The organism is Malacoplasma iowae (genome assembly GCF_900660615.1).
GTDB lineage: Bacteria > Bacillota_I > Bacilli_A > Mycoplasmatales > Mycoplasmoidaceae > Malacoplasma > Malacoplasma iowae.
The window spans coordinates 15,933-39,187 of the sequence record NZ_LR215023.1 but is presented as its reverse complement, the minus strand read 5'-3'; the positions used below and the strand labels follow the sequence as shown (position 1 = coordinate 39,187).

Here is a 23,255-nt window from a genome sequence, read left to right as displayed (position 1 = left end):
ATTTAAATAAAATAATTTTAAGAAATTTAATTTATGTGTATCCTATTTTGTTATAAATTTTATTAAATAAAATTTAGTTAATAATTTTAGAGATCTGTGTTTTTAAATATGCTTTTGTTTTTTTATATTCTCTTCAAAGGTTAATTCTCTCTTCTTCATTAAAATCTTTATCTTCAAAAGAAAGTCTGCTTCCACCAGATGATAATTTTTCAACTATTCAATTTTTGTTTTTTGGTGCTATCTTATTTGCTTTTAAAAACTTATTAGTTATCTCAAGAATATATTCAACAAAAATATCATTGGTAAATGTGCAATTATCAATATATGAATAGTTAGCAGAAATGAGATGATTATTTTTGATCTTTGATTTTTCATAATCACTTAATTCTTTGTTTACTTCATTATTAAAGTTTAATGAAAAATTTTTGTTCATTGATAAAATCATATTTCTAGTCAGAACAAATCATATTTTTGGCACAAAGTCATGTGTATAGTAATCTCTTTTTATGTTTGTTTCTAAAACAAGTTTTAAAAAAGAATCATATAATATGTATTTCATTTCAGTTTCATCAATATTGTAAATTAATCATTTTAATGAATATCACTTAAACGTGTAACAAAAAACTTTATATCAATGTTTTTCCAACAATAAATTAAAAGCATCTTTATTTTTAGATTCTCTAATTAAATAAATAAGCTCTAAATCAGTCATTTTGCTCCTTTAAAATAATAAGTAAAACAATATTATTCCAACAGATACTGATACATTAAATGATTGAACAGAATTGTCTTCCATTGGAATTTTAATAATAGCATCTGATTTTTTTAAAAGGTTTGGTGATACACCATTATTTTCATTTCCAAATATAATAGCTACTTTGTCAAAATTAAGTTTTTGTTTTGATATGTCTATAGAATCATCATTTAAAGCTGATGATACAATTCAATATCCATTATCTTTAAGTTTTTCTATAGTATTAGATAAATTTGTAACTCTTAATAAATTTAATTGTTCATATGAACCCATGCTAGTTTTCATCACAGTTTCATTTATTTGAACTTGGTTATCTTTTTTAAAAATTAAATTTTTAACCCCTAGTCCAAATGATGTTCTCATTATTGAACCAAAATTACCAGCATCTTGAATTTCATCCAAAACTAAAACAATCTTTTTATTTGTTAATTTAGATGAAACATTATTAGCTATTTCTAAAAATTCTTGAATATCTTCTATAAATAGTTTTTCTTTTGAATCAACAACACCTATCACATTTTGGTGATTAACATTATTAAAAGTACTAAATATTTTATTGTTACCAAAATAAACTGGAATATTCTTTTTTTTAATATCAGATACTTCTGGGAAAACAACTTTAGTATATAAAGCTTTTAATCTGTTGCTTTTAAATGCTTCAATAACAGATTTTTTCCCTAAGATATATTTTTCCATAACAATTAACTCCAGCTTACCGTTAAAAAATATTGTTTTTTTATTAAAAAAATATAAAAAGAATGTTCATATTATATTAGTTTTTTATAAATTAATTCTTTTCTTAATAAATCAGATTTTTCAAAATCTTTGTTATTTTTGTATTCATTTCATTTTTTTAGTAGTTCAATGTTTTCTTCTGAATGATCGTCTCTATATGTTATACCCATAACATCTAAATAAAGAATTAGTTCATTAACTTTAATATTTAATTGATCATATTCTTTTTGTCTTAATAATGTATTAGCTTCTTTAACAATTTTGTTAATATCACTTACTGCATTAGGAAAGTTTAAATCATTTAATAAACTTGAAAATAAATTATCTTTATCTATGTTATTTATCATATTAAATTTATTTTCAAGAATTAAATAACTTTTAAAGATATTTAATGAATATAAAATGTTTTCTATACTTTGTTTAGCACTATCAATTGCTTGGTTTGTAAAATTTATAGGATTTGCATAATTTGTTTGATAGAAAAATCATCTAATATCATTTGAACTATATTTAGATAATATGTCTTTTGCAAGTATAAAATTATTTAATGATTTAGACATTTTATTATTATCAATGTTTAGGTGTCCCACATGAATTCAATGTTTTGCTAGTTCACAATCATTAATTGCAATATTTTGTGCATTTTCATTTTCGTGATGTGGAAATTTTAAATCAACTCCTCCACCATGAATGTCTACTTGCTTGCCAATATATTGAGATATTAAATATGAACATTCTGTGTGTCAACCAGGTCTTCCTTTTGAGAACATAGTGTCTCAATTAATACCTTCATTTGTTTGTTTTCATAATACAAAATCAAATGGAGATAATTTTTTATTATTATCTGCAACTCTACTACCAACTTCTAGTTCATCTGTTTTTTTATTAGATAAACTACCATAGTTTGGAATGTTCAATGTTTTAAAATAAACATCACCATCAACTTGATAGGCAAAACCTTTTTGTTGGATTTGTTCAATATAATTTATTATTCCATTTATGTGATCAGAAACTTTTGGCATTTTAATTGTTAGATCTATATTTAGTTTCTTTAATATTTCTAAATATTTTTCATAGTAATAATTGCTTAATCCAAGTTCTGAAACTTTTTCTTTTGCTGCTTGTTTTATTATTTTGTCATCAATATCTGTTATGTTATGAACAAAATTAACATTGATATTTTTTTGTTTTAACAATCTATGAAGAACATCAAAAGTTATTATGGGTCTAATGTTTCCAACATGAACATGATTGTAAACTGTTGGGCCACATAAATAAATTGATATATTGTTATTAATTATTTCAAGATTAACATATTCTTTTTTTATAGCATTATAGAGTTTCATATTATTAAATACCTCAATATTTATTATCATATATTGTTTATTAATATTTATAACAACAAATAAAAAACATAACTTTGTTGTTATGTTTTTCCCTAACTGACATGTGAAGTGCAACACTTCAATGTTACATTAAACTCTCGACTTTGAAATATAAGTTGAGAGTTTTTTTGTTTTAAATATTTTCTTGATACATTTGGTAAGCTGTTTTATAACCAAACATTTTTCTTGGGATGTTGTTTACTTTTCATTCAAGAGTTTTTATTTTATCTTCACTTACTAAACTGAAGTCAGTTCCTTTTTTATATCATCTTCTAACTATCCCATTTATGTTCTCGTTGGACCCTCTTTGGAATGAAGAATAAGGTTGGCAATAATAAACTTTAAAGTTGAATTGTTTTGCAGTTATTCCCATCATTTGAAACTCTAACCCATTATCAACAGTGATGCTTTTTATTGGGAGTTTTTCATCTCGAATAATGGTATACATTTTAGCCATCATTGATCTAGCGTTCTTCCCTTTTATTTTTCTAATAATTGCCAACCTTGTTTTTCTTTCCACTAATGTCAATAAGTGGTAATAACCACTTTGCCTTTTACTAACTATTAGATCAGCTTCTCAATGTCCAAATTCTTTTCTATTGTTTATCTTTTCTGGTCTTAGACTATAAGGAATGCAGTATTTTCCATCAATTTTAGAAAATATACCTATTTTTCTTCTTTTTCCTTTAACATATTTTCTTCTTAAACAATCTCTTCTTTGTATCTTTCAAATCTTGCTATTGATTCATCTAAATACTTGCCTAGCACTTGGAACTTTAACTAACGGATAGTTTTCTTTTATTCAAAAAATTGTAGCTTCTACACCATGAGATTTAGGATTAAATTTTTGAATAAAAAGATCTGTGAAGTTTTTGTACTTCAACATAAAAAACATATGACAATTTGATTTTCTTCTAATGTATTTTTTGTGAGCAGTTGATGAATAATAAATCCCTGTTGAAGATGTGTTTCTTTTTAATTCTCTTGATATTGTTGATTTGTTTTTATTTAAGATTTTTGCAATCTTATTCATAGAATATTTTTCTTTATTTCAAAGAAAATAAATTAAGCATCTTTCTTCTTTTGTTAAATGTTTATAAGTTTTCATAAGCACTCCTAATATTCATTATCTTTTTATTAGTGAACACTTACAAACAAAACAAATGAAGTGCACACTCTTTTTTGAGTGTTGCACTTCACATGTCAATCGAGCAAAAACATAACTTTGTTGTTATGTTTTTTTAAAATATTATCTAAGATTTGGTTTTCTTTTTTTAAATTCTTCATCAAGTCTTCTATCAAGTTTTTTAGCAATTTTTCTTCTATCTTTGATGTTTTGGATATAACCAAGAGTTAGGATAGGAATTAGAAGAACTATTGCAGGAATAATAACTGATAAAACAACAATATCTCATCTTGTGCCTTCATTAGCTGGTATGAATACTCTCATTCCAGTATATGTTATATCGCTCGTTGTAACTTTACCAGAGAATGGATCTTTTATTGTAATTGAAACCAATAATGTGCCTGTTGCATCATCTGGACCTAAAGTAATTTCAACAGGGTTATTGTTGTTATTATTTGATATTGTATATAAACTTGCAACATCATTAACAGTAATTTCTGAAGGAAGTTTGTTTTTTAAAAGTGCTGCTTCTGATGATGTATCTTGTTTAAATGTAATAGTTGTTTCAGCTGTACTAGTGCTTCTAAATCCACTATATGGAGTTGGTGGAGAAATAGTTTTTGTAACACCATTATCAACTATAGTAAATGCAACATTTAATGTACCAGCAACATCATCAGCAATTAATGTAACTGAAGAAATATCACTATTTGCAATATCTAAACTATTTGTAACATTTGCAAAATATAATAATGCGTCTTTTTTGTTAGGAGATTCACTTTCTAACATAAATCTAGATGTTAATATTTCTTTTGTTCTTGATGGAACATTTGAATTAGAGAAAGAAGTATTAGTACCATCAGAAGCTGCTATTTCACTAAATGATTTGAAACCAACAATATTAACTGGGTTTTTACTTGTTTTAAAACCACCATATATTCTAGTAAATGTTTTAGTAGGATACACTGTTTTTTGACCATTAGTCTGTTCAATATAGTTTTTAAAAGTAACATTAACTTCAAGAGTACCACTAGAACGTGATGGAACTAATGACACAGTGGCTTTGTTTTTTGTTGCATTATTTGATCCTCAATTAAGAACGTCAAGTGTTTCTAATTGATTTACAGTCATTTCTGTAGCAAACATATTTTCAGCACCACTTATTGAATTTCCAAAGCTAAAATTATCAACTTGTTGATTAGTTAAATCAGAACCAGTGAAACCACTATAAGTTATTTGAATCATGTTGTTATCAAAACCATTAATATTAGCTTTTGTTAAATCAATAGAAATTGATAAAGTACCTAGTGTGTCATCTCCAACTGCAGAAACTACATTACTATTTTCATTTATATAAGTTGTAAAGAAAGAAGAAAATTCTGCAAAATATGAAAGAACATCTATTTTAGATTCCCCATCATTACCATTTAAAATGCTTGCTATTTGAGATGGTTTTTGATCACGAATAGTGTTTTCAGCTTTTGTTGGGTTATCACTATTTAAAGTTGTACTAAGGGCTTGATCATTTGATTTAAAAGTAAAGTATATTGGTCTATTTGCACTAGCATTTTTTAAGAAGAAACTAGGCGTAGTAAATACATATCTTACGTTTTCTTGACTACCAATTTGAGGAATTGTAACATCAACTAAAATATTTCCTTCACTATCATTTGGTGTTAGTGTAATGTCTTTTTCTTCTGCTTTTTTCAAGTCTTCATTTTCTTGATTATTAAAAGCAGAACCATAAATTATAAAATCATCAAGAATATCTTTTTTAGAAACAGTAGAAGCAACTTTATCTGAGTATTTAAGTCTTAAATTTTCATATTTTGTTGATGTTTTATCATAGTTTGTATCAACAACTGTTACACTTCCTTGATCACCATATTTATCTACTCTAAAGAAAGGAACAATATCACTACCTAATGTACCTGAAAATGTGTAATTTTCACGTTTGTTATAACTTTCACCTTCTTTAATTCATGCAATAGGAATAGTAACATTTATATCCATAGTACCATTCTGATCATGTGGTGTATAAGACACTATAGGGTTAGTAATATTCTTAGTTTGAATTAAATATTTTTTAACTTCATCAGCTGTAACTTGACTAGGTTTTTTATTTCTAATATATGTTGGAACTTCAAATTCAAATTGACCATCTTCACCAACACCTTGTTTTTCTGCAAAAACAACATTAGTTTCAGCATTATTAAAAGTATAAGTTTGCTTAGCAATTACAATTTCTTTTGGATCATTAGTAATGATACTTCCATCAATTCCAACTTTTCTTAACTTTTGTTTAAATGTTAATTCAATAGAATAAATTCTTCCTTCTTTTTGTGACATTAAAGTTGTTGCTTCAGGATAAGAAATTGTGATTTCAGGATTTGTAGTAATACGAGGATCTATGAATTCTACATTTAAAAAGTCTCTATACGCAGTACTTGATTTCATATAGTTTTCAAAAGATGATGTGTACTGACCATCAGAAGTTAACACTTCTTGATAAAGAACAGAAGAAGATACTTCGCTATTAGATTTTATTGATACAGAAGCTGGTAATTCTCTATTTTCTTTTGAAGATAATTTATCTCATTGTCCAATTAAAGTACTTCCTAAAAATTGACCAAAAGTACCATCTTCCATTTGACCAAATCAACTTTGATTAGTTCTTCTAGTAATTAAAGAATAAATTTTTCCAAGTTTAATTGTTGATGTTTCAAAATCATAAAGTAATTTAGGATTCTTTTTATTAGCATCTAAACTAACAACTCTATTTTGTTCATCTAATAAAACATAACCTTCGATTGCATCTTCATTTGCTTTATATAATTTTTGAACAGAATATAGTTTTGTATTTGAATATAAATAATCATAAAAATCAATATTTTTAGTTGTTTGTGAAAATGCATTAGATAAATTTAAAGAAAGAGATGCAATTTTAGAAGGATTATTCGATGCAGCAGCACTATTTTTTTTGAAAGTATAAAATAATTCATACGATGTTGAAGAATTTTGAATAATATTCATTCCAGAAAGAGTTTGTTCATTATTTTCAACTAAAAAATTTGATGTGTCATTTAATTTAAATGTTGTTGAATTTTTTGAATCACTAACTTCAATAGTAGTATTCCCTGTATTTACACCATCTATTTTTATCAAAGACAAAAATTTATCTTTTGTATCGCTTGTATATCCTTCTACTTGATAAGTTAAATAAACTGTAGCACCATCTCTAACAGTAATAATTGGTTTGTAATTTTTGCTAGATACAAATGAACTACTTAATACGCTCGATTTAATATTTATGGTTTTTGTTTTAGAACTTACTTCACTATTAGGATTAGTAAAATCTGTTTGACTCAAACTTACAAATTTCATTGAAATGCCACTTGTACTTGCACCATTAGTTATATTTGGAACATTCATAATTTGCATAGTGTGTGTAGATGATGATTCTAATACCATGAAATTATAGTCTTGTGTTGCTGAACCATCTTTCGTTGTTGTTCCAGTATTAGGTGCACTTAAAACCTTAACAAGCTCATAGTCTCCACCCTTCATTTCTGCTTGACCTGTTAATGTTTGATCTTCTCACTGAATTCTAAATAAATAAAATTTGTTATCATTACCTTTAGTTAAAACAAACAACGATTTACCTGCACCATTACCACCCGGAGAATATAAAAGTGATTGTATTGTTAATGTTACACTACTTTGTCCATCTTGTTTGCTTTGCCCTGTTTGACCATTTTGAGTTATTAATTTGGCTAAATCACTAGTTTTAACAACTCAATCAATAGAACCAGCAGATGATTTTAAACTAGTTGTTTGACCAGAAGTATTAAAAGTGTTAACTAAGTTAAACTTTGTTATTTCATCTAATTTTAATGTTTGTTTTTCATTAGGTTGGCCAGAATATTTTTGACTTGAAGTTATTGTTGCATAAGCATTGTAATCATAATCATATACAGTATTTTGTGCTGGAACTTGAGAATTGGTTGAAATAAGATCATTTAATGGGATTATGTTAGTTTTCTTTTCATTACTATTAGTAGTTAACTTTCTTTCCTTTGTAGCAGCATTTGCTACTCTTGCTTGAGAATTAAGAGATGTTTTATATGAAAAAGAATCAACAGAACTATTGTTGATTAAACTTACAGAAACAGCTGAAGCAACACTAGCAGTTGCAAGTGTTAAAGTTGAAATTCTAAATAATCTATTCTTTAAATTCTTTTTCATATATAACCTCTTAAAAATTAATATTTGTTTTTGATTTTATTTGTCTTAATTCTATTTAAAATAGTTTTGCCTAGGTAACCACCCAATCCCAATACAACTAATCCACCCAATACAGCACTTAGTATAATTGTTAAATCTACTGGTGCTTTGTATGAGTTTCTATCATTTATAGTACCAACAGGGAAACCTCTAAGTACTGTTGAAAACTTATTATTAGCCATTGGAATATCTTGATTAAATTCATTTATAGTAACATAAACAGTTAATGTACCTGTTTGAGAATTTTTTTCTATCTTAACATTTGATTCTGATAATTCCATATCTTTAAAAAAGTCAATTTTTTTCAAATATGAATCAATTACATCTTGTACTGTAATAGAGTCAAGTTCTTTTTGCAATAAACTTGCATCAACTTCTGAATTACCAATTCAACCAAACTCTTGGAATTGTTCATTTGTAGCTTTAAATCCTGTAAATATTCTTGTTTGAATATCACCTGAATTTACAGCTCTAGAATCATTAAGAGTTATTAATGATCTACTTTTAACAGTTGTAGTTGTTGATTGTGCTTTAACAATTAAACTACCTGTTGCATTATCAGAAAAATATGACAATGTAGCATTAGTTGGTATTCCATTTGTAAATGCAGTGTTTAAACTTTCATTTGAATAAAGCAAGTCAACAATTTCACTTGGAGAAAAATCGGCTATTGTTTTATTTTGGTCATTAGGGTTTGATTTAATAATGTTGTTAATATCTTGTGTTACAGTTTGATTAGTTTTTCAATTTACATTAACTGAACTTGTCATTGAAGGAAATTCAAAAGTTTGAATAATTTGTTTACCCTCTTTTTTTTGACCACTTTCCATATAAGATTCACCATTTCATGAATCAAATGTTAAAGTCATTTTAACTTTTTGAGTTGGTGAATTAGATCTAGTTTTTCCATCATCACTAACGTATTCAAATTTAACATCTCTATCTTTAGCTAAAGCATCGTTTGTACCATTAACAAATAAGTTAGATAAAGATTTTAGGTAAGTTTTATCTTTTTGGTTTTGAGTATATAAATCCATTAAGTCTTTTGATGATGTAAATGAACTAATATCATTAGGACCTTTTGCAGACATTATTAATTGTTTACCAGCATCTGGATTTTTCTTAAATGTTCCAGCTGGGAATGATTGAGAATAAACTGCATTCTTAACAACTTTTCCAGTATAAACATCATAATAATCATAATAGTATGTAAATGTTGCACTACCATCAGAGTCATTAGGAGTAACATCTATACTTTGAATAACAGAATTATCTCTAAAATCTTTTGGTAATATTTTGTTATCATCTTCTTTGTCTTGAAACTTTCTTATATCCTTACCAAAATAAGATAATTTAATCAAACTTTCTTGATTATTTTTTTCAGTAGCACTTCTTCAACTGTTGTTATACATAAAGTTTAATAAAGCATTATCATTTAAACTTAGTTCTTTTAATTCACTTGGCATTAAATCTGATAACTTATTTTCATTTGCTAATAAGTATTTAGAAAATGGGTTATTTTCACCAGTTTTGTTAATTTGTGCATTTTTTATAGTATCTGTGTTTGCTGCATCTAAAAAAACATTAGTGTTTTTGACTTGCCCATTTTTTGAATAGAAACCTCTAAAAACTCTAGTGATTTCTATTCATTTTTTTCCTTCATCAGTTTGGTCATTACCTTCTTTTGATCCTTCAGGGTATTTATCACCAATTCAATCAGTTTTTTCAGTTTTATTAAACTTAATAGAAACTTCTAATAGTCCATATTTATCTCAGTCACTATAATTACCTTCTGGTAAAGGTAGTTGAGTAGAATTTCTTATAGTGATGTCATAATCACTTGGAACTATGTGATTTTCATCTTGTTTTATGAAATTAGCAAATATTGCTTCAGGAGTTATATTTTCAGAAGTGGCTTCAACTCTATCTTCAAATGTTTTCTTAATGTACTCACCAATAATTTCATCATCATTTCAAGCAAAATTAAATTTTTCTATAATTGCTAAACCTTTAAAATTACCACCTATTGTTACGCCTTCTGGTTTTGTTGTGGTACTTTTTGAATAATCTTCATATGTTGATCAAATATAATCAGCTTCATTGACTGTTTCATTTTCTTTAGACGCAGCAGTAGCAGTTGGTTTTTTAATTTTTACTTCAATTGTTGGAGTTTCTGGATCTATCACACCATCTTTATAGTTTTTTGCAATTTGAGTTATTGTGAACCTAACCCCACCATTTCTTCTATCATCATTAGAAATAGGTTGAATTTGAACATTATACTCAACTCCAACTAAATCTTTTCCGCTTGTTGTATCATAAGGAACTAACAATGACTTAATTTGTTCATTTGTTAAATTATCAACACGTTGTTTTCCTCATCATTCATTTTTTTGTGCATCTTCTTGGCTAACAAATTTAAATCCAGCTGTGGCTTCTTGTCCATCCTGGATTGCCCTTGTTTGAGGATTTGAAATTTTATAATTTAAATTAGACTGAGTCAAATTATTATTAATAGTTGCTATTGAAGGAACAACAGCTATTGCTGTTATTGAACTTAGACCTATAGTTAAAATCTTTAATGACTTTTTCATGACTCAATCCTCACATTATATATACTAAAATTATAAATTTTATGAAACTCAAAATCAAGTTTTTGATAATTTTTTTTACTTACATGGTATAATAGATAATTTACAAATAAAAAAATTGGTTTTTAACCAATTTTTTACTAAATTTCTTCTTCACTAATATCAATATCTTTGAAGTAAATATCACTATCAATTTCATAATCTTCAAATGGAGAGATATTGATTTGTTGTCTTTGTCCTTCAATTTCTAATGGTTCATCAATAATCAAATTGTTCTCATAGAATTTTTGATAAGTTTCTGTTGAAGCTTTATATAAATATTTCATTAGAATTGAAATATATTTTGGTGATGTAGATTTTTCATTATCTATCATTACACCATCAACATGGTTTGAATTTACTATTTCTTCAAAGTCTTCACTTAAAAATTCACCACCAAATAATATAGGAATATTATTACCGATATAGAAACTATATTCTTCTCTAATAAAGTTTCTTATAGTAGTGATTGCACCTACAACAAATTCAGGTGTAGCACGAACCCCAACTTCACCAATAAATGTAGGTTTATATACAATAGTTAAATGATTTGCAAATAATGTTGGATCTATACCACTTAAATATTTTTTAAGTTTTAGTTTTAATGATTCTTTAGTTGAATCTTTTAAAAGATCAGTTCTATCTTCACTTAAAACTAAAATAACATTGATTTCATTTTCTAAAAAAGTTTTAACTTTTTTATTAATTAAAATATCACTTTCACCAAAAGCTTTACAAACTTCTGGGTGTCCAACCATAATGTTTCTTATGTTGTAATCTTTTAATTCAATTCAAGATGTATCACCTGTGTGGTTACCAACTGTTACAATTCCACAATTTTGAGCAGCAACATTAATTTGTTTATTTCTACTTAAATTCATAGCAGGCAAAATACCAAGTAATGAAGGAACAACAACTAAATCTACATCTTCATTTGAAGAAACGTTGTCAAAGAATTTCTTCATAGATACATAGTCTGCATTAAGTTTTCAGTTAGCTATAAGTTTTTTTCTTCTATCCATAAGTTATTTCTCCTTAATTACTATTTACTGATTGTTTCTCTTTTTTAGTTCATAAAGAGTTAAGTTCAGTGTATTTTTCAAGTTTTTGTTCTGCTGCTCTAATTTTTTTATTTACCTTAACAGCATCTGCTGCATCGTTACCAACAAACTCCATGAAATTTTTTCTGTCTTTAAATTCTTCAATTCTTTTTTCATTTCATAAAGTAGTTAAGTCATATTCACCTTTAGTGCTAATAGAACCAGAAACATCTGGAATTACTAACACTGTACCATCATCTAAAACAACTTCTTCTTCACCAAGATTAGTTACTTTTGTATATTCTTCTTCCTCTTGAATATCAATAGTTGGATAATCTAAAAAACCATCATATTTAACTTTTTCAATCATTTGAAGATTTAGTTGTTCTTGTTTATCAAAGTTAATTCCTTCTAAGAATTCACCTTCATAAGCAATTCCATCTATTGCATTTTGATAACGTTTGTTATATTTAAGATCATATTTAGAAATATTCTTTTTAATTTCTCTTTTCTTATCTTGAATAATCATTTTAATAGATCTAAATCATCTTGAATAGTTATTCACAATTTTTCTAGTTAATGGATTCAATTTGAAAGGTTCTGCATCAAATAAATCATCATAAGATACATCTATTTGAGATTTCATTTCTGCATATTTTCTATTCGCTTGCTCTAATTCATTTTTAGATTCTTTAACTATATATAAAGTTTCTTTAAAAATTTCATAATAAGCTATAACTTTTTTAAAATCAGATTCATTAAAAGGACTATCAGGTGGAACTTCTTCATCTTCTCCAGGTACTTTAGGACCAAAGTACTTGTTATATACATCATCTACATCAGCTTCAACATTGTCATAAAATTCTGCAATTTTAAAAGCATCATTTGTGTTTAAAATATCAACTTCTGATTTAAATAATCTAGTAAAGAAAGAATAAGGTAGTATTTCTTCATCTAGAATTTTATTAATTTTCTTAATGCTCATTTTTGGCATTTTTCTAGAAATGATAGGAGTTAATTCATCTTTAACTTTATTAACTCAATTAGAGTTTCTTTTTATTTGAGTTCTTCATAAGAAACTATCAAAAAATCTATTTGAAAGTTTTGTCATTTTTGATAGTTTAATTTCATCATCAAATAATGTCATTATTGCTCTGTTGTAGTTATATTTAAAACCAACAAAATCAATATCATTATATTTAATGTATTCTAATAAAACATCAAATAATTTCTTTCTAGATTCTGGAGTAGAAAAATATTTATCATGTGCTTTAATAATTTCTTTTAAAACTATGTATTGACGTTTTTGGTTAATATATTCTTCACTTTTATTAAGGTCATTATATAAAGATAGGTTGTTTTCTTCAAATTGCTCAATTAAAGGTGTAGCTAAATTATCTTTTCATACATTATAATGATCTTCTAAATTCTTTTGAATTTCATTCTTACTAAAGTTTTTAGTAATTAAAGATCTAAAGTATGTTTTCTCATCTAAATTTTCTAAACCTAAAGTAACTAATAATGTTGAATACAATCCAAAAAAGTCACTAGTTAGTTTCTTTGAAGATAAATATCCATTTGTAAATATAAATGGTACAACTGATGTTTTGTTATAAGGAAGAATATGTAACCTTTTATTAAGCATTTTTTCTGCAGCACCATATGGTGATACAAAAGTAATTATATTACCAGTAAATTTTGCATAATTAATTAATCTACCCAAGTTTTTATCAAAATTTTCAATTGCAAATTTCAACAATTTCATATCACTTGTATGTGCTGCTTCTGCAATTGTTGGAACATGAACAATAATAAAATCATATTTACCAATAGAACTTATTGTTTTATCAATTAAAAACTTATTTGCTCCAAAAATATAATCAGCATCACTATTTGCAAAATCTGTAGATATAGCTTTTCTTATAGTATTTGGATCATTTTGAGATCCATAAAATTTATTAACAAAACCTCTTTTATGGTTTAAGCTCAAAACTAGAGATTTTAAATTTTCTTTAGAAGCCATTGAAGTAATTAAACTATCTTTTGAAAAATCATCTTTTAAAATAGTTGCATCTACTTCAGAACCATAAATATCACATAAAGAAGTAATTAATACATTGTCAAGTCTTTTTTCTTGTTTTATCAATTTTAATAGAGGAGAAAAGTTATCTTGATCTGAATCCAAGAATAAAAGCATGTCATTTTTTTCTATAAAGAATTTGTTTAAACTACTATTGTAAGCTGGGATTATTTTTTGATCATATGTTTTATTATATAAATTTAAATCAGCATAATCTTTAGGGTTATTAAAATCATTTGTTCCAATACCACAAATAGTGTAGAAATAATCTTCAACATGTTTTGTGTATTCAAAACTTTGACCTAATTTAATAAAAACATTATCTCTACCTGCAATTGTTGCAATTGGAATATTTCTTTTCAAACAGAAACTACTAATCGATTCTAAATGTTTACTAAAAGAGAATTGTTTGTCATCTTTACCATCAGATATTAAGTGGAATATAGGATATAAACCATTTTTAATTAAAATATTAGAAATGTATTTTACATTATCTATATCACAATGATATTTATTATCTGATAGTAAAAAGAACATGTGTACACATTTAGAATTATGTTTTAATGAATGGTTTCTTAAAGATTCAAAAACATCTAGTTTGTGTAGTTCTTTGTTTTCGATTAATTTTTTTAACCTTTCGTTTGCTGTTAAAATATCGGGATTACCATAAAGCATTTGGTAGAAATTTTTATCAATATCAGCACTTACTGCATTGAACTTTTTATTCACATCAATTTTACTTTTTTTAGAATCGTTGCTTAAAATAGCTCAATGATAAATACCAGATATCAAATGGTTAATATTTGGTTTATTAGCTAATTTAAAGTAGTTTCCTTTTCATTGCTTATTTAATCCCAAACCTTCTACACTTAAAAATATTAGTGTATTTTTTTTCATATATTTCTCCTCTATTAAGGTCATCAATTAAGGTTACATGTCAAGTAAGTCTTTAATTGATTTCACGTTTTTAACTTTTTTCTTTTTAGTTTCTTCAGAAAGTCTATCATCAAGTTTCTTGCTGAATTTTTTAACATCAATTCTATTTTTAATAAATATAATATAGCTAATTGGAATCATCATAATTACAGCAGGAATAATTATAGATAAAGAAACTATTGTTCAATTAGTACCTGAATATACTGGTACATTAGTTCTAAATCCACTATATGTTTCTTGACTAGTACCTACCACACTACTCACTGATCCACTAGAATTTATTAATTCAACTTTTACTGTTAATGTACCTTCAACATCATCAAATGATTTTGAAATAACTTTTTGTAAACTATTACCATTTTGAACTGTATAGAACATAGTTAAATCACTATCAGTAACTTCAGATGGTAGTTTAGTTTGTTTAAGTGTTGTTAATGTTGAACTTTCTTTATTTGTCATAACAATCGGGAAATTGTTATTGTTTGTGTTGAAACCACTAATAGTTGTACTAATTGATCTTTGAACTCCATCAATAGTTAAAATACCAACTATAGAAATAGTTCCATTAACATCATTTCCTGAAAAATTTAAACTAATTTTGTCAGCATTATTTGGATCAGTTAAGAATGTTTCTAACTCATCAGAAGCCTTAGTAAATATTTTTAATTTATCTACATCTGAATTTGTTGATATTTGTGTTAATAATTCACTAGGTGTTTTGTTTCTATATTGAGCATCTAACTCAGATTCTGATTTTCAAATAATTACATCAACTGGGTTTCCTCTAATTTGGAATCCAGTATACACATTTCTAAATGTTTTTACAGGAACAATTTCTAATTCATTTGTTTGTTGGCCATTATTTATATTAATTTTTTTCTGAACAAAATTTTTATAAGAAACAATAACTTCAAGTGAACCTGTTGTATTTATAGGATTTATTTGAACTTCTTTTTCAAGTGATGATGTAGAACCACCTTCTACAAAAGCACCATTTGAATTAAGGTCATTTAAAGTAATAGAACTTGGAGTTCTAGATTTTAGAGCATCTATATTTCCTCAACTAAAAGTTGATTCTTGGTTAATAATGCTACCACTAGCTTGGAAAGCAACAAATGTTTTTGAAATTACATTTCCTATTCCTTCAATTGGATCTTTTAATCTTATAGTAAGAGTCATTGAACCAACTGGTAAATTAGTGTTAGTTGTTATATTAATTACAGGATCTGTTGAATTTCCAGTTGAACTATATCTTTCATAAATTAAATTTGAAAAATAATTACTAAAGTAACCAAAATAACCTAATCATTCAATAATTTTATCTGGTTGGTTAGCTGCTATATATCCATTTAATAAACTAGTGAAAACTGTTGGCGTTGTTCTTTGGAATTTATTATCATTAAATCTTGTAGTTCTAACTTCTTCATCTGTTTTGAACATGTAGTAAACTGATTCATTTGCAGATGCATCTTTCTTAAATATGTTAGGAGTTTCAAATTGATAAACAACATTTTGCTGTGTTCCAATTTTTGGAATAGTAACTCTAATTAACGCACTACCTTCTCTATCAAACGGAGTTACAGTAATATCATTTACTGTTGGTGGTGAAACTTCACCTGAATTTACCAATGAGGCATTAGAAAAATCTGATCCTAATATTAAAAAATCTCTTAGATAATTTTCATTTTTAACTTCAGATGGAAGAAGAGTTGAATATTGTAATTGAAGTCTATCTTTTAATTCACTATCCATAGACTCACCTTCTCAATATGATTTGTCTACTTTAGTTACGCTTAAATCATAATTAGCTAAATTATTTTTTAAGAAAATAGGATTGTTTTCACCACCAAAAACAAGGGACATATTTTCGTTTGTTTTTAGTTCCCCATTTTTTCACATATATGGTGCAGTAATATTTACAGTTAAAGTTCCTTTTGTATCATCACTTTCTTTAATGAAATTTAATCCTGAAACATTTGATGTTTGAATTAGATATTTACTTATTTCATCATCTGTGATTTGAGATGGATATTTATTAGTTAAATAATATGGAATATTTTCAGTTGCTACTTGTGAAATTTGGCCATCAGTATTTATAAAAGTAAAACTTTTTTTACCTAATGATACTTGTTCACCATCTGTAATAGAACCATTACCACTATTTTTTCTAATTGTTTGTTTAAATTCTAATTCAACTTTATAATTTTTAGAATCATTATTATCATTATTAATTTTAGTGATAGTTGATGATGAAACTGAAATTTTTGGTTCGCCAAATCTTGGGTCATAAGAACTAATATTCATATAGTTTTTATATGCATCAGTTGAATTTAAAAATGAAGTTAATTCAGTTGATGCAATAGTACCATTATCACTTGCCTTAACATACTTCGCAAGACCAGTTACTGAACTATCTGTTTTAAATGAAAAAGTAGCTAGTACTTCAGAATAGTTTGATGATCCGCTACCTAACTCACCAATTAATGTGTTATTAAAGAAATCACCAATTTTTGAATCATCTGATTGAGCATATCAATCTGCAACACTAGGGTATGTATTTATGTTAAATACTTTATTTTTTGTTGTTTTCCCTGCACCAGTACCAGTGCTATCAAATTCATATAATAATTCTAATGGTTGAAAATTATTATCAAGCTTATAAGCTCTATTTAAACTATCTAATGCAATATAACCAACAATTGCACTATTAGAATACATAGGTGAAACTTGATCAATTGTAAATGAATTGTTATTTGAATTATAATTAGTTGCTAAATTAGTGTTGAGATTATAATTATTTGATAAAGAAACACTAGAAATAACATATGGGAAACCATTACTTTTATTTATTTTTGTCCCTTCAAATGATGTTATTAATGTTAAATTGCTGTTAACTAATGTTGTTGTAACTTGCAATCCTTTAATATCGTTCCCAACAAGACCTTTATCTATAAATTCTTGAGTAACTTTTGTTGGTAATACATTACTTAATGGAACACTAATAGAATCACCACTAGATGATAAATTAATTTTAACAAGTGAGTTTAATACATCATCTTTATTTATAGAATAGCCATTATTAGCTTCTTTTGCACCTGTTGAAGTTCCGTTCTTTTTTTGTTTAACAACTAAATAATTATCACCATTGTAATATAAAGTGTCTTGAATAATAAGATTTTTAGGTAGATTAGAAGTTGTGGCAGAAAGATCTATAGTTTTTTTAGTTAAAGTTTCTTGTTTCGCATTTTGTGCAGTACCAACCGAAACAGTTGCATAATCAACATTGTTACTACTAATATCACCAAACAAAACAACTGAATTAGATGTTTGACTTGTGATGTTAATGTATTTATACACTTTACTATCATTAGTTTTAGCAACTAATTCATATTTACCTTTATCAGTACCACCTCAAACAATTCTAAATAAATAACTGTTTGATCCATCATTACCAAGAACAAACAATGAACCATTTGTACCAAATTGTCCAGAACTATATTTTATAGAAGTAATGTTTAAACTAGTTGTTTGTGCTTGCGTTGATTCAGATGCTGAACCACTATTAGTAAGAGCTTGTAAATCACTAAATTTAACTAATCAATCTGCTTTACCAGCATCTGTTCCAGTTAAATTATATTTAGTTATTCCATCATGTTTTGCTGTTGTTTTTGCACCAGCATCTGTTCCATTTTGAGAAGTTGTTAATATAGCATAAGAAGTTCCTGATGAATCTGTTGCTTTATATTGTTTAGCAAGTTCATCAGAAAAATCTGTTCCATTATCACCACTTCTATTGAAAGAAATTAAACGTTGGTTGTTTTTAGTTGACTCATTATTATTGCTATTTAGCCGTCTTTCAACAGTATCATCATTCAATGTTCTAGAATAGTTGTAGTTATTTTGAACATTTGCATTATCTTTATTTAAAAAAGCAGAAACAGCAGAAAGACTACCGATTGACAAAACCGATAATGAAAGTGATGAATAAAATATTTTTTTAATTAATTTGTTTTTTTTCATAACTTAATTTCCTTTCTACTATTTAGCTTTATTTTCTAATTCATCAGCAAATGCATCTAATGATGATTTACCTTGTTTTTTATTAAGATTTAAAGTCTTATCCTTTTTAACTTTAAAACTTCTAATTTTTGCACGTCTAGATATAAGTGCTAATAAAACTGTTGACATCATTACTGATACTAATACAGCACAAGAAACAGATATTAGTGCTGTATTATCAACTGGTGGATTAATGTTAGCAAGATTTGATGAGGTTACTGTTGAAAAACCTGATATGGTGTTTTGAACAGTAGTACCAACATTTGATTGGTTACTTGCTGCTTGATTAAATGAACTAATATGTACACTAACTCTTAATACACCAACATTAGTATTTGGGTCTACATAGCTATCAATTTCAACATCATCTTCACTAATATTTAAACTAGCAAATAATGGTATTTTGTTTAGGTATAAATCTATAACATCACTTTTTTTAACAAGATATATTGGAATTGCTAATAATTGTGGATCAACATCTGATGCAGGTATTCAACCAAATTCTTGGAAATTATTATCACTATTATCTTGTTTAAAACCCGTATATGTTTGTGAAAATATTAAATTTTCTGCTGTCGCTCTAGTGTTTTCTTTTTGCACAGTTAAAACTAATTTAACTGTAATTATTCCTTCAGAATCATTTGGAATCATAATTGTTGTTGGTGTTGTTCCAACTTGAGGACTATATTGGCCATAAAATGGTGAATTACCATTTTCTGATTGACTTATGCTATATGTAACTTGTGATGGTGTCATCTTTCTATATGCAGCATTAGAATTGAATAATTGAGAATTATCAACTCAGTTTGGTTTTTGATATTGAGTATCATATTGATAAATTCCTATATAAAAAGTGCTTGTAGATTTAAATCCTTTTTTGTATTCACCTTTTTCATCTTTATAAACAGCTCCACCTCAATCATCAAATGTAACAGTAACGGTGATTGATGTATCTTGATTAGAAGAGATTCAATTACCATTATCATCAGTTGATGAATGTGATGTTCTATAATCTATTGTTGCACTTCTATTTTTGTTATATACATCATCACTACCATTGAAAAACATATTTGTAAATGATTTTCTAAATGTTTCATCATTATCAGATTTAGCTCTAAATTCATTAACTATATCAAAAGTAGCACCTAAATTGTTTGGAATAGAATTTGAATCTTTTCATTCAAAAGATAAATTTTCAGAATGTGTAGATGCTGTTTTAAAAGTATTTGCAGCAAAAGATTGAGTAAATTCTGTTGTTACATAACTTGATGTATAAACATCAAAAGTTTTAATTGTATAAACTATTTGAAGACTTCCATCTGTGTCATTAGGAATAGTTCTAACACCAATTACTTCTATTTTGTCATCGTTTTTTGTGTCTTTAGTATTCGGTGAACCTTTAATTCCTGTAGTTGTTTCAAAATCATGATCAGTATAACTTTTATTCATGTATTGAATGTCAATAAATTTAAGAGTTCCACCATTAGAACCATTATTGTTAGATAGAAATTTACCCTCAGTAAGCATTTTTATTAATGCTTCATTACCATTAGTTTGTGAGTCACCAACTACACTTACAAATTGAGATGGTGTAAGTGATGAAATGTTTCTATCAGTTAATCCTTGAAAAACAGTTCCAAATGGATCTGCTTGTCCATTTGCAGGGTTAGTTGCTGTTATTCCTGTTATATTATTAACAACAGATTTTATTTCAACCTGATGCCTTTGATTATCAGAACCAATAAACCCTCTAAACTTTCTAGCTTCTGGTAATTTGTCACCAACTCACCCACTATTATTACCGTTTTGAAAACTAACTTCTAGAACACCATATTGGGAATTATTTCCATTTCCGTTTGAAGAATTGTTTTGATTTATTTTGATCATTGTTTCAAAATCACTAGGAAGATTAGAACTTGGTGATATTAAATATTTTTTTACATCACTTGGTTGTATTTCAGATACTTTTCTATTTTCTGAAAGAATGTATTTTTTGATAGTTTCATTGTCGTTTCAAACCACTTGGTATTTTGTAGATTTAAATAAACCAGTAAATTTCTTAGTGTCTCATTTTGTGTTATTAGTTCCTGTTTCTTTAGAACCATTTGGTTTTACTTGTTCTTGTGAATAAGATCCATTACCATTATTTTTATTTCATGTAACAGAAAACTCAAGATACGGCGTAGTTTTCATTTCTTCAGTAATTTCTTCATTAACTTGAACAGTAAAATTTGTTGTTGTAGATGGTTTAACTAATTGTTTTATTAAATCATTCGCATTTGGTAATTGTAAAAATTCTTCAACATTATATTTTCCATATCAATCTAATTTCTTGACTTCTTCATCCGTTTGATAACTAAATGTTGTACTTGTTTCAGCACCTCCACCTTCAGTTTCAAAACCTCTAGTATTTATATTATTAATACTAGTGTTTAAATGGTTTTGATTTGTTGATGTAGCACTAATTATTGCACCAGCTGAAACAGCTGATAGTGACAGTAATAAAGGAGCAATTAACAATTTTCTTTTTTTCATAACAATCACCTATCCACAATTTATACAATTATATTAATTATTATAAGTTGCTTACTAGTGAAAATCAATTTTTGAAATGAAAAAAAGTGTTCGAATTCGATGTTTATGTTATATAATGATAAATTTGTTTATTTTTACAAAAATATAAAAAATAAGATAAAAATGATAAGAAAATCAAAAATATTATAAAAAGAAATTCAGTTTTGTAAAGAAAACAAATAAAAAAAATTAAGGTTTTGTTTCTTAATCTTTAAATAAAGTTAGTCATTTAATATCGAAGTTGCTAGATGTTTTGTCTACATCATTTAATACGTTGCCACTATCGTTGTAGACTTTATATGTAACAAAATCATCTTCAAATAAAATTTCAAATGTTTTATTTATAGAGCCATTTGTTTTTCATTCATGATCTATAACTCTGCAATATTTTCTAGGAATTCTAGAAAATTCATTCAAAGTATTAAAATAGTATTTTTTGCCAAAAAATATTAAACCATCATATTTATTAATATCCAATCCTTCTCCATTGGTTGGATTAACATATAGTTTGTCTAACCCTATTTCTTTATTCGATTCAAGAATTTTAACTTTTTGGCCACTTCTCAAACCATATCTCTTAATTCCATCTACATTTTGTTCAACAGCTTTGTATGAAATTATTTTTTTGCTTATATAGTTTGATAAATCTATATAAGCTCCATTTCCGTGTGAGTCAACACCCAATAATTTATTTTTAACATTATGTTTTGTGTATTCAATTCAATTTCTAGCAAATAGTAACTTATTTTCAGTAATTGATTTATCATGAATATTAGAAAATTCAGCAATTACTGGAATTGTGTTTAATTTAGATAAAGAAGTTAATTTAAAACTTACACTATCTATTGGATTGTCAAAAGGATTAGCTTTTTCTAAATTAACTATTCTATTTGATAGATCAGTTAAAACAGTTGGGTTTCCTCCTGGCATTTTTTTATCATGCCTAGATAACAATTCAAAAATGAATAAACTTGAAAAAGTTGTATCTGAACTAATATTTTTATCATTAACAACTCTTTTATTTTTCTTATTGTTTGTTTGATTATCAATTTTAGATTCAGAATTTGTGTTTTCAGAATCCTTATTATCTTGAACTTCGTCTATTAATTCATCTTTATAAAAATTTCTTTTCTTAAAGAAATCAATAGAAGAAATTGTACTAAAATTACTAATTATATTTTTTCCTATTTTAGAATTATTAAAAGCCTCTTTTTGTTGTTGAAAAACCCTACACAAAATATCATAATCATATTTTGTAATGTTTCTAAGAGTAAAATTTTTCTCTTTTGCTGTTACATTTAAGTAAGTTTTTTTCTTTTTTTCTAAAAAACCAAAGTCTTCTATGTCATTATATGAATATACACCATTAATTTCTAAGTCTTTTCTATTAGAGAATATAAAAATCTTTTCATTAGTTAAGGTAATAAGCACAACATTTGACTTTCTTTTGTAATAACAAACAATACCAAATTGTGTTACCTCATTTAATGAATATTTTTTTTCTATAAAGTTGTAAATTCTTTTTATGTCAACTCTCTTATTAAATGTAGGTTTAAGAGATGTAACATCATAAGATTGATTAACTTTTATTTCAGACATTTTTTCTCCAATATTTTTTTAAATTTGTGGTATATACAATATTATTATTATAA

Annotated in this window: 11 protein-coding genes; all 11 read right to left on the bottom strand. The window is 26.2% G+C overall.

Annotation, left to right across the window (positions count from 1 at the left end; all coding sequences use genetic code 4):
* Positions 1-73: 73 nt before the first annotated feature.
* The 11 genes from EXC57_RS00110 to EXC57_RS00060 all read right to left on the bottom strand — a co-directional run bounded on the left by EXC57_RS00110 (position 74) and on the right by EXC57_RS00060 (position 23,202).
* On the bottom strand, positions 74-712 hold the full coding sequence (locus tag EXC57_RS00110; RefSeq protein ID WP_004024720.1) for a hypothetical protein: 639 nt from the start codon (positions 710-712) through the stop codon (positions 74-76).
* Between the two features lie 9 nt (positions 713-721).
* Positions 722-1,450 carry a 23S rRNA (guanosine(2251)-2'-O)-methyltransferase RlmB gene (gene rlmB / locus EXC57_RS00105; protein ID WP_004024721.1) on the bottom strand — a complete coding sequence of 243 codons (729 nt, stop codon included), beginning with the start codon at positions 1,448-1,450 and terminating at the stop codon, positions 722-724.
* Between the two features lie 71 nt (positions 1,451-1,521).
* A complete protein-coding gene (gene cysS, locus EXC57_RS00100) occupies positions 1,522-2,835 on the bottom strand; it encodes a cysteine--tRNA ligase (RefSeq protein ID WP_040538184.1) in 1,314 nt (437 codons plus the stop codon).
* A 172-nt stretch (positions 2,836-3,007) separates the two neighbouring features.
* Positions 3,008-3,982: an IS30 family transposase gene (locus EXC57_RS00095; RefSeq protein WP_129692495.1), complete on the bottom strand. Its 975-nt coding sequence runs from the start codon at positions 3,980-3,982 to the stop codon at positions 3,008-3,010.
* 141 nt (positions 3,983-4,123) lie between these two features.
* Positions 4,124-8,245, bottom strand: a complete 4,122-nt coding sequence (locus tag EXC57_RS00090; RefSeq protein ID WP_004024788.1) for a lipoprotein 17-related variable surface protein — start codon at positions 8,243-8,245, stop codon at positions 4,124-4,126.
* A gap of 17 nt (positions 8,246-8,262) precedes the next feature.
* Positions 8,263-10,878: a hypothetical protein gene (locus tag EXC57_RS00085; protein WP_004024789.1), complete on the bottom strand. Its 2,616-nt coding sequence runs from the start codon at positions 10,876-10,878 to the stop codon at positions 8,263-8,265.
* 137 nt (positions 10,879-11,015) lie between these two features.
* A complete protein-coding gene (locus EXC57_RS00080) occupies positions 11,016-11,936 on the bottom strand; it encodes a triose-phosphate isomerase (protein WP_004024790.1) in 921 nt (306 codons plus the stop codon).
* A gap of 13 nt (positions 11,937-11,949) precedes the next feature.
* On the bottom strand, positions 11,950-14,931 hold the full coding sequence (locus EXC57_RS00075; protein WP_159402905.1) for an alkaline phosphatase family protein: 2,982 nt from the start codon (positions 14,929-14,931) through the stop codon (positions 11,950-11,952).
* Positions 14,932-14,964: 33 nt separating this feature from the next.
* Positions 14,965-18,990: a lipoprotein 17-related variable surface protein gene (locus EXC57_RS00070; protein WP_129692496.1), complete on the bottom strand. Its 4,026-nt coding sequence runs from the start codon at positions 18,988-18,990 to the stop codon at positions 14,965-14,967.
* 18 nt (positions 18,991-19,008) lie between these two features.
* The gene (locus EXC57_RS00065) at positions 19,009-21,564 is read right to left on the bottom strand and encodes a hypothetical protein (RefSeq protein ID WP_004024793.1); all 2,556 of its coding nucleotides are present in this window, start codon (positions 21,562-21,564) and stop codon (positions 19,009-19,011) included.
* 243 nt (positions 21,565-21,807) lie between these two features.
* Entirely contained in the window at positions 21,808-23,202 is a 1,395-nt protein-coding gene (locus EXC57_RS00060) for a hypothetical protein (RefSeq protein WP_004024794.1), read from the bottom strand.
* Positions 23,203-23,255 lie beyond the last annotated feature (53 nt).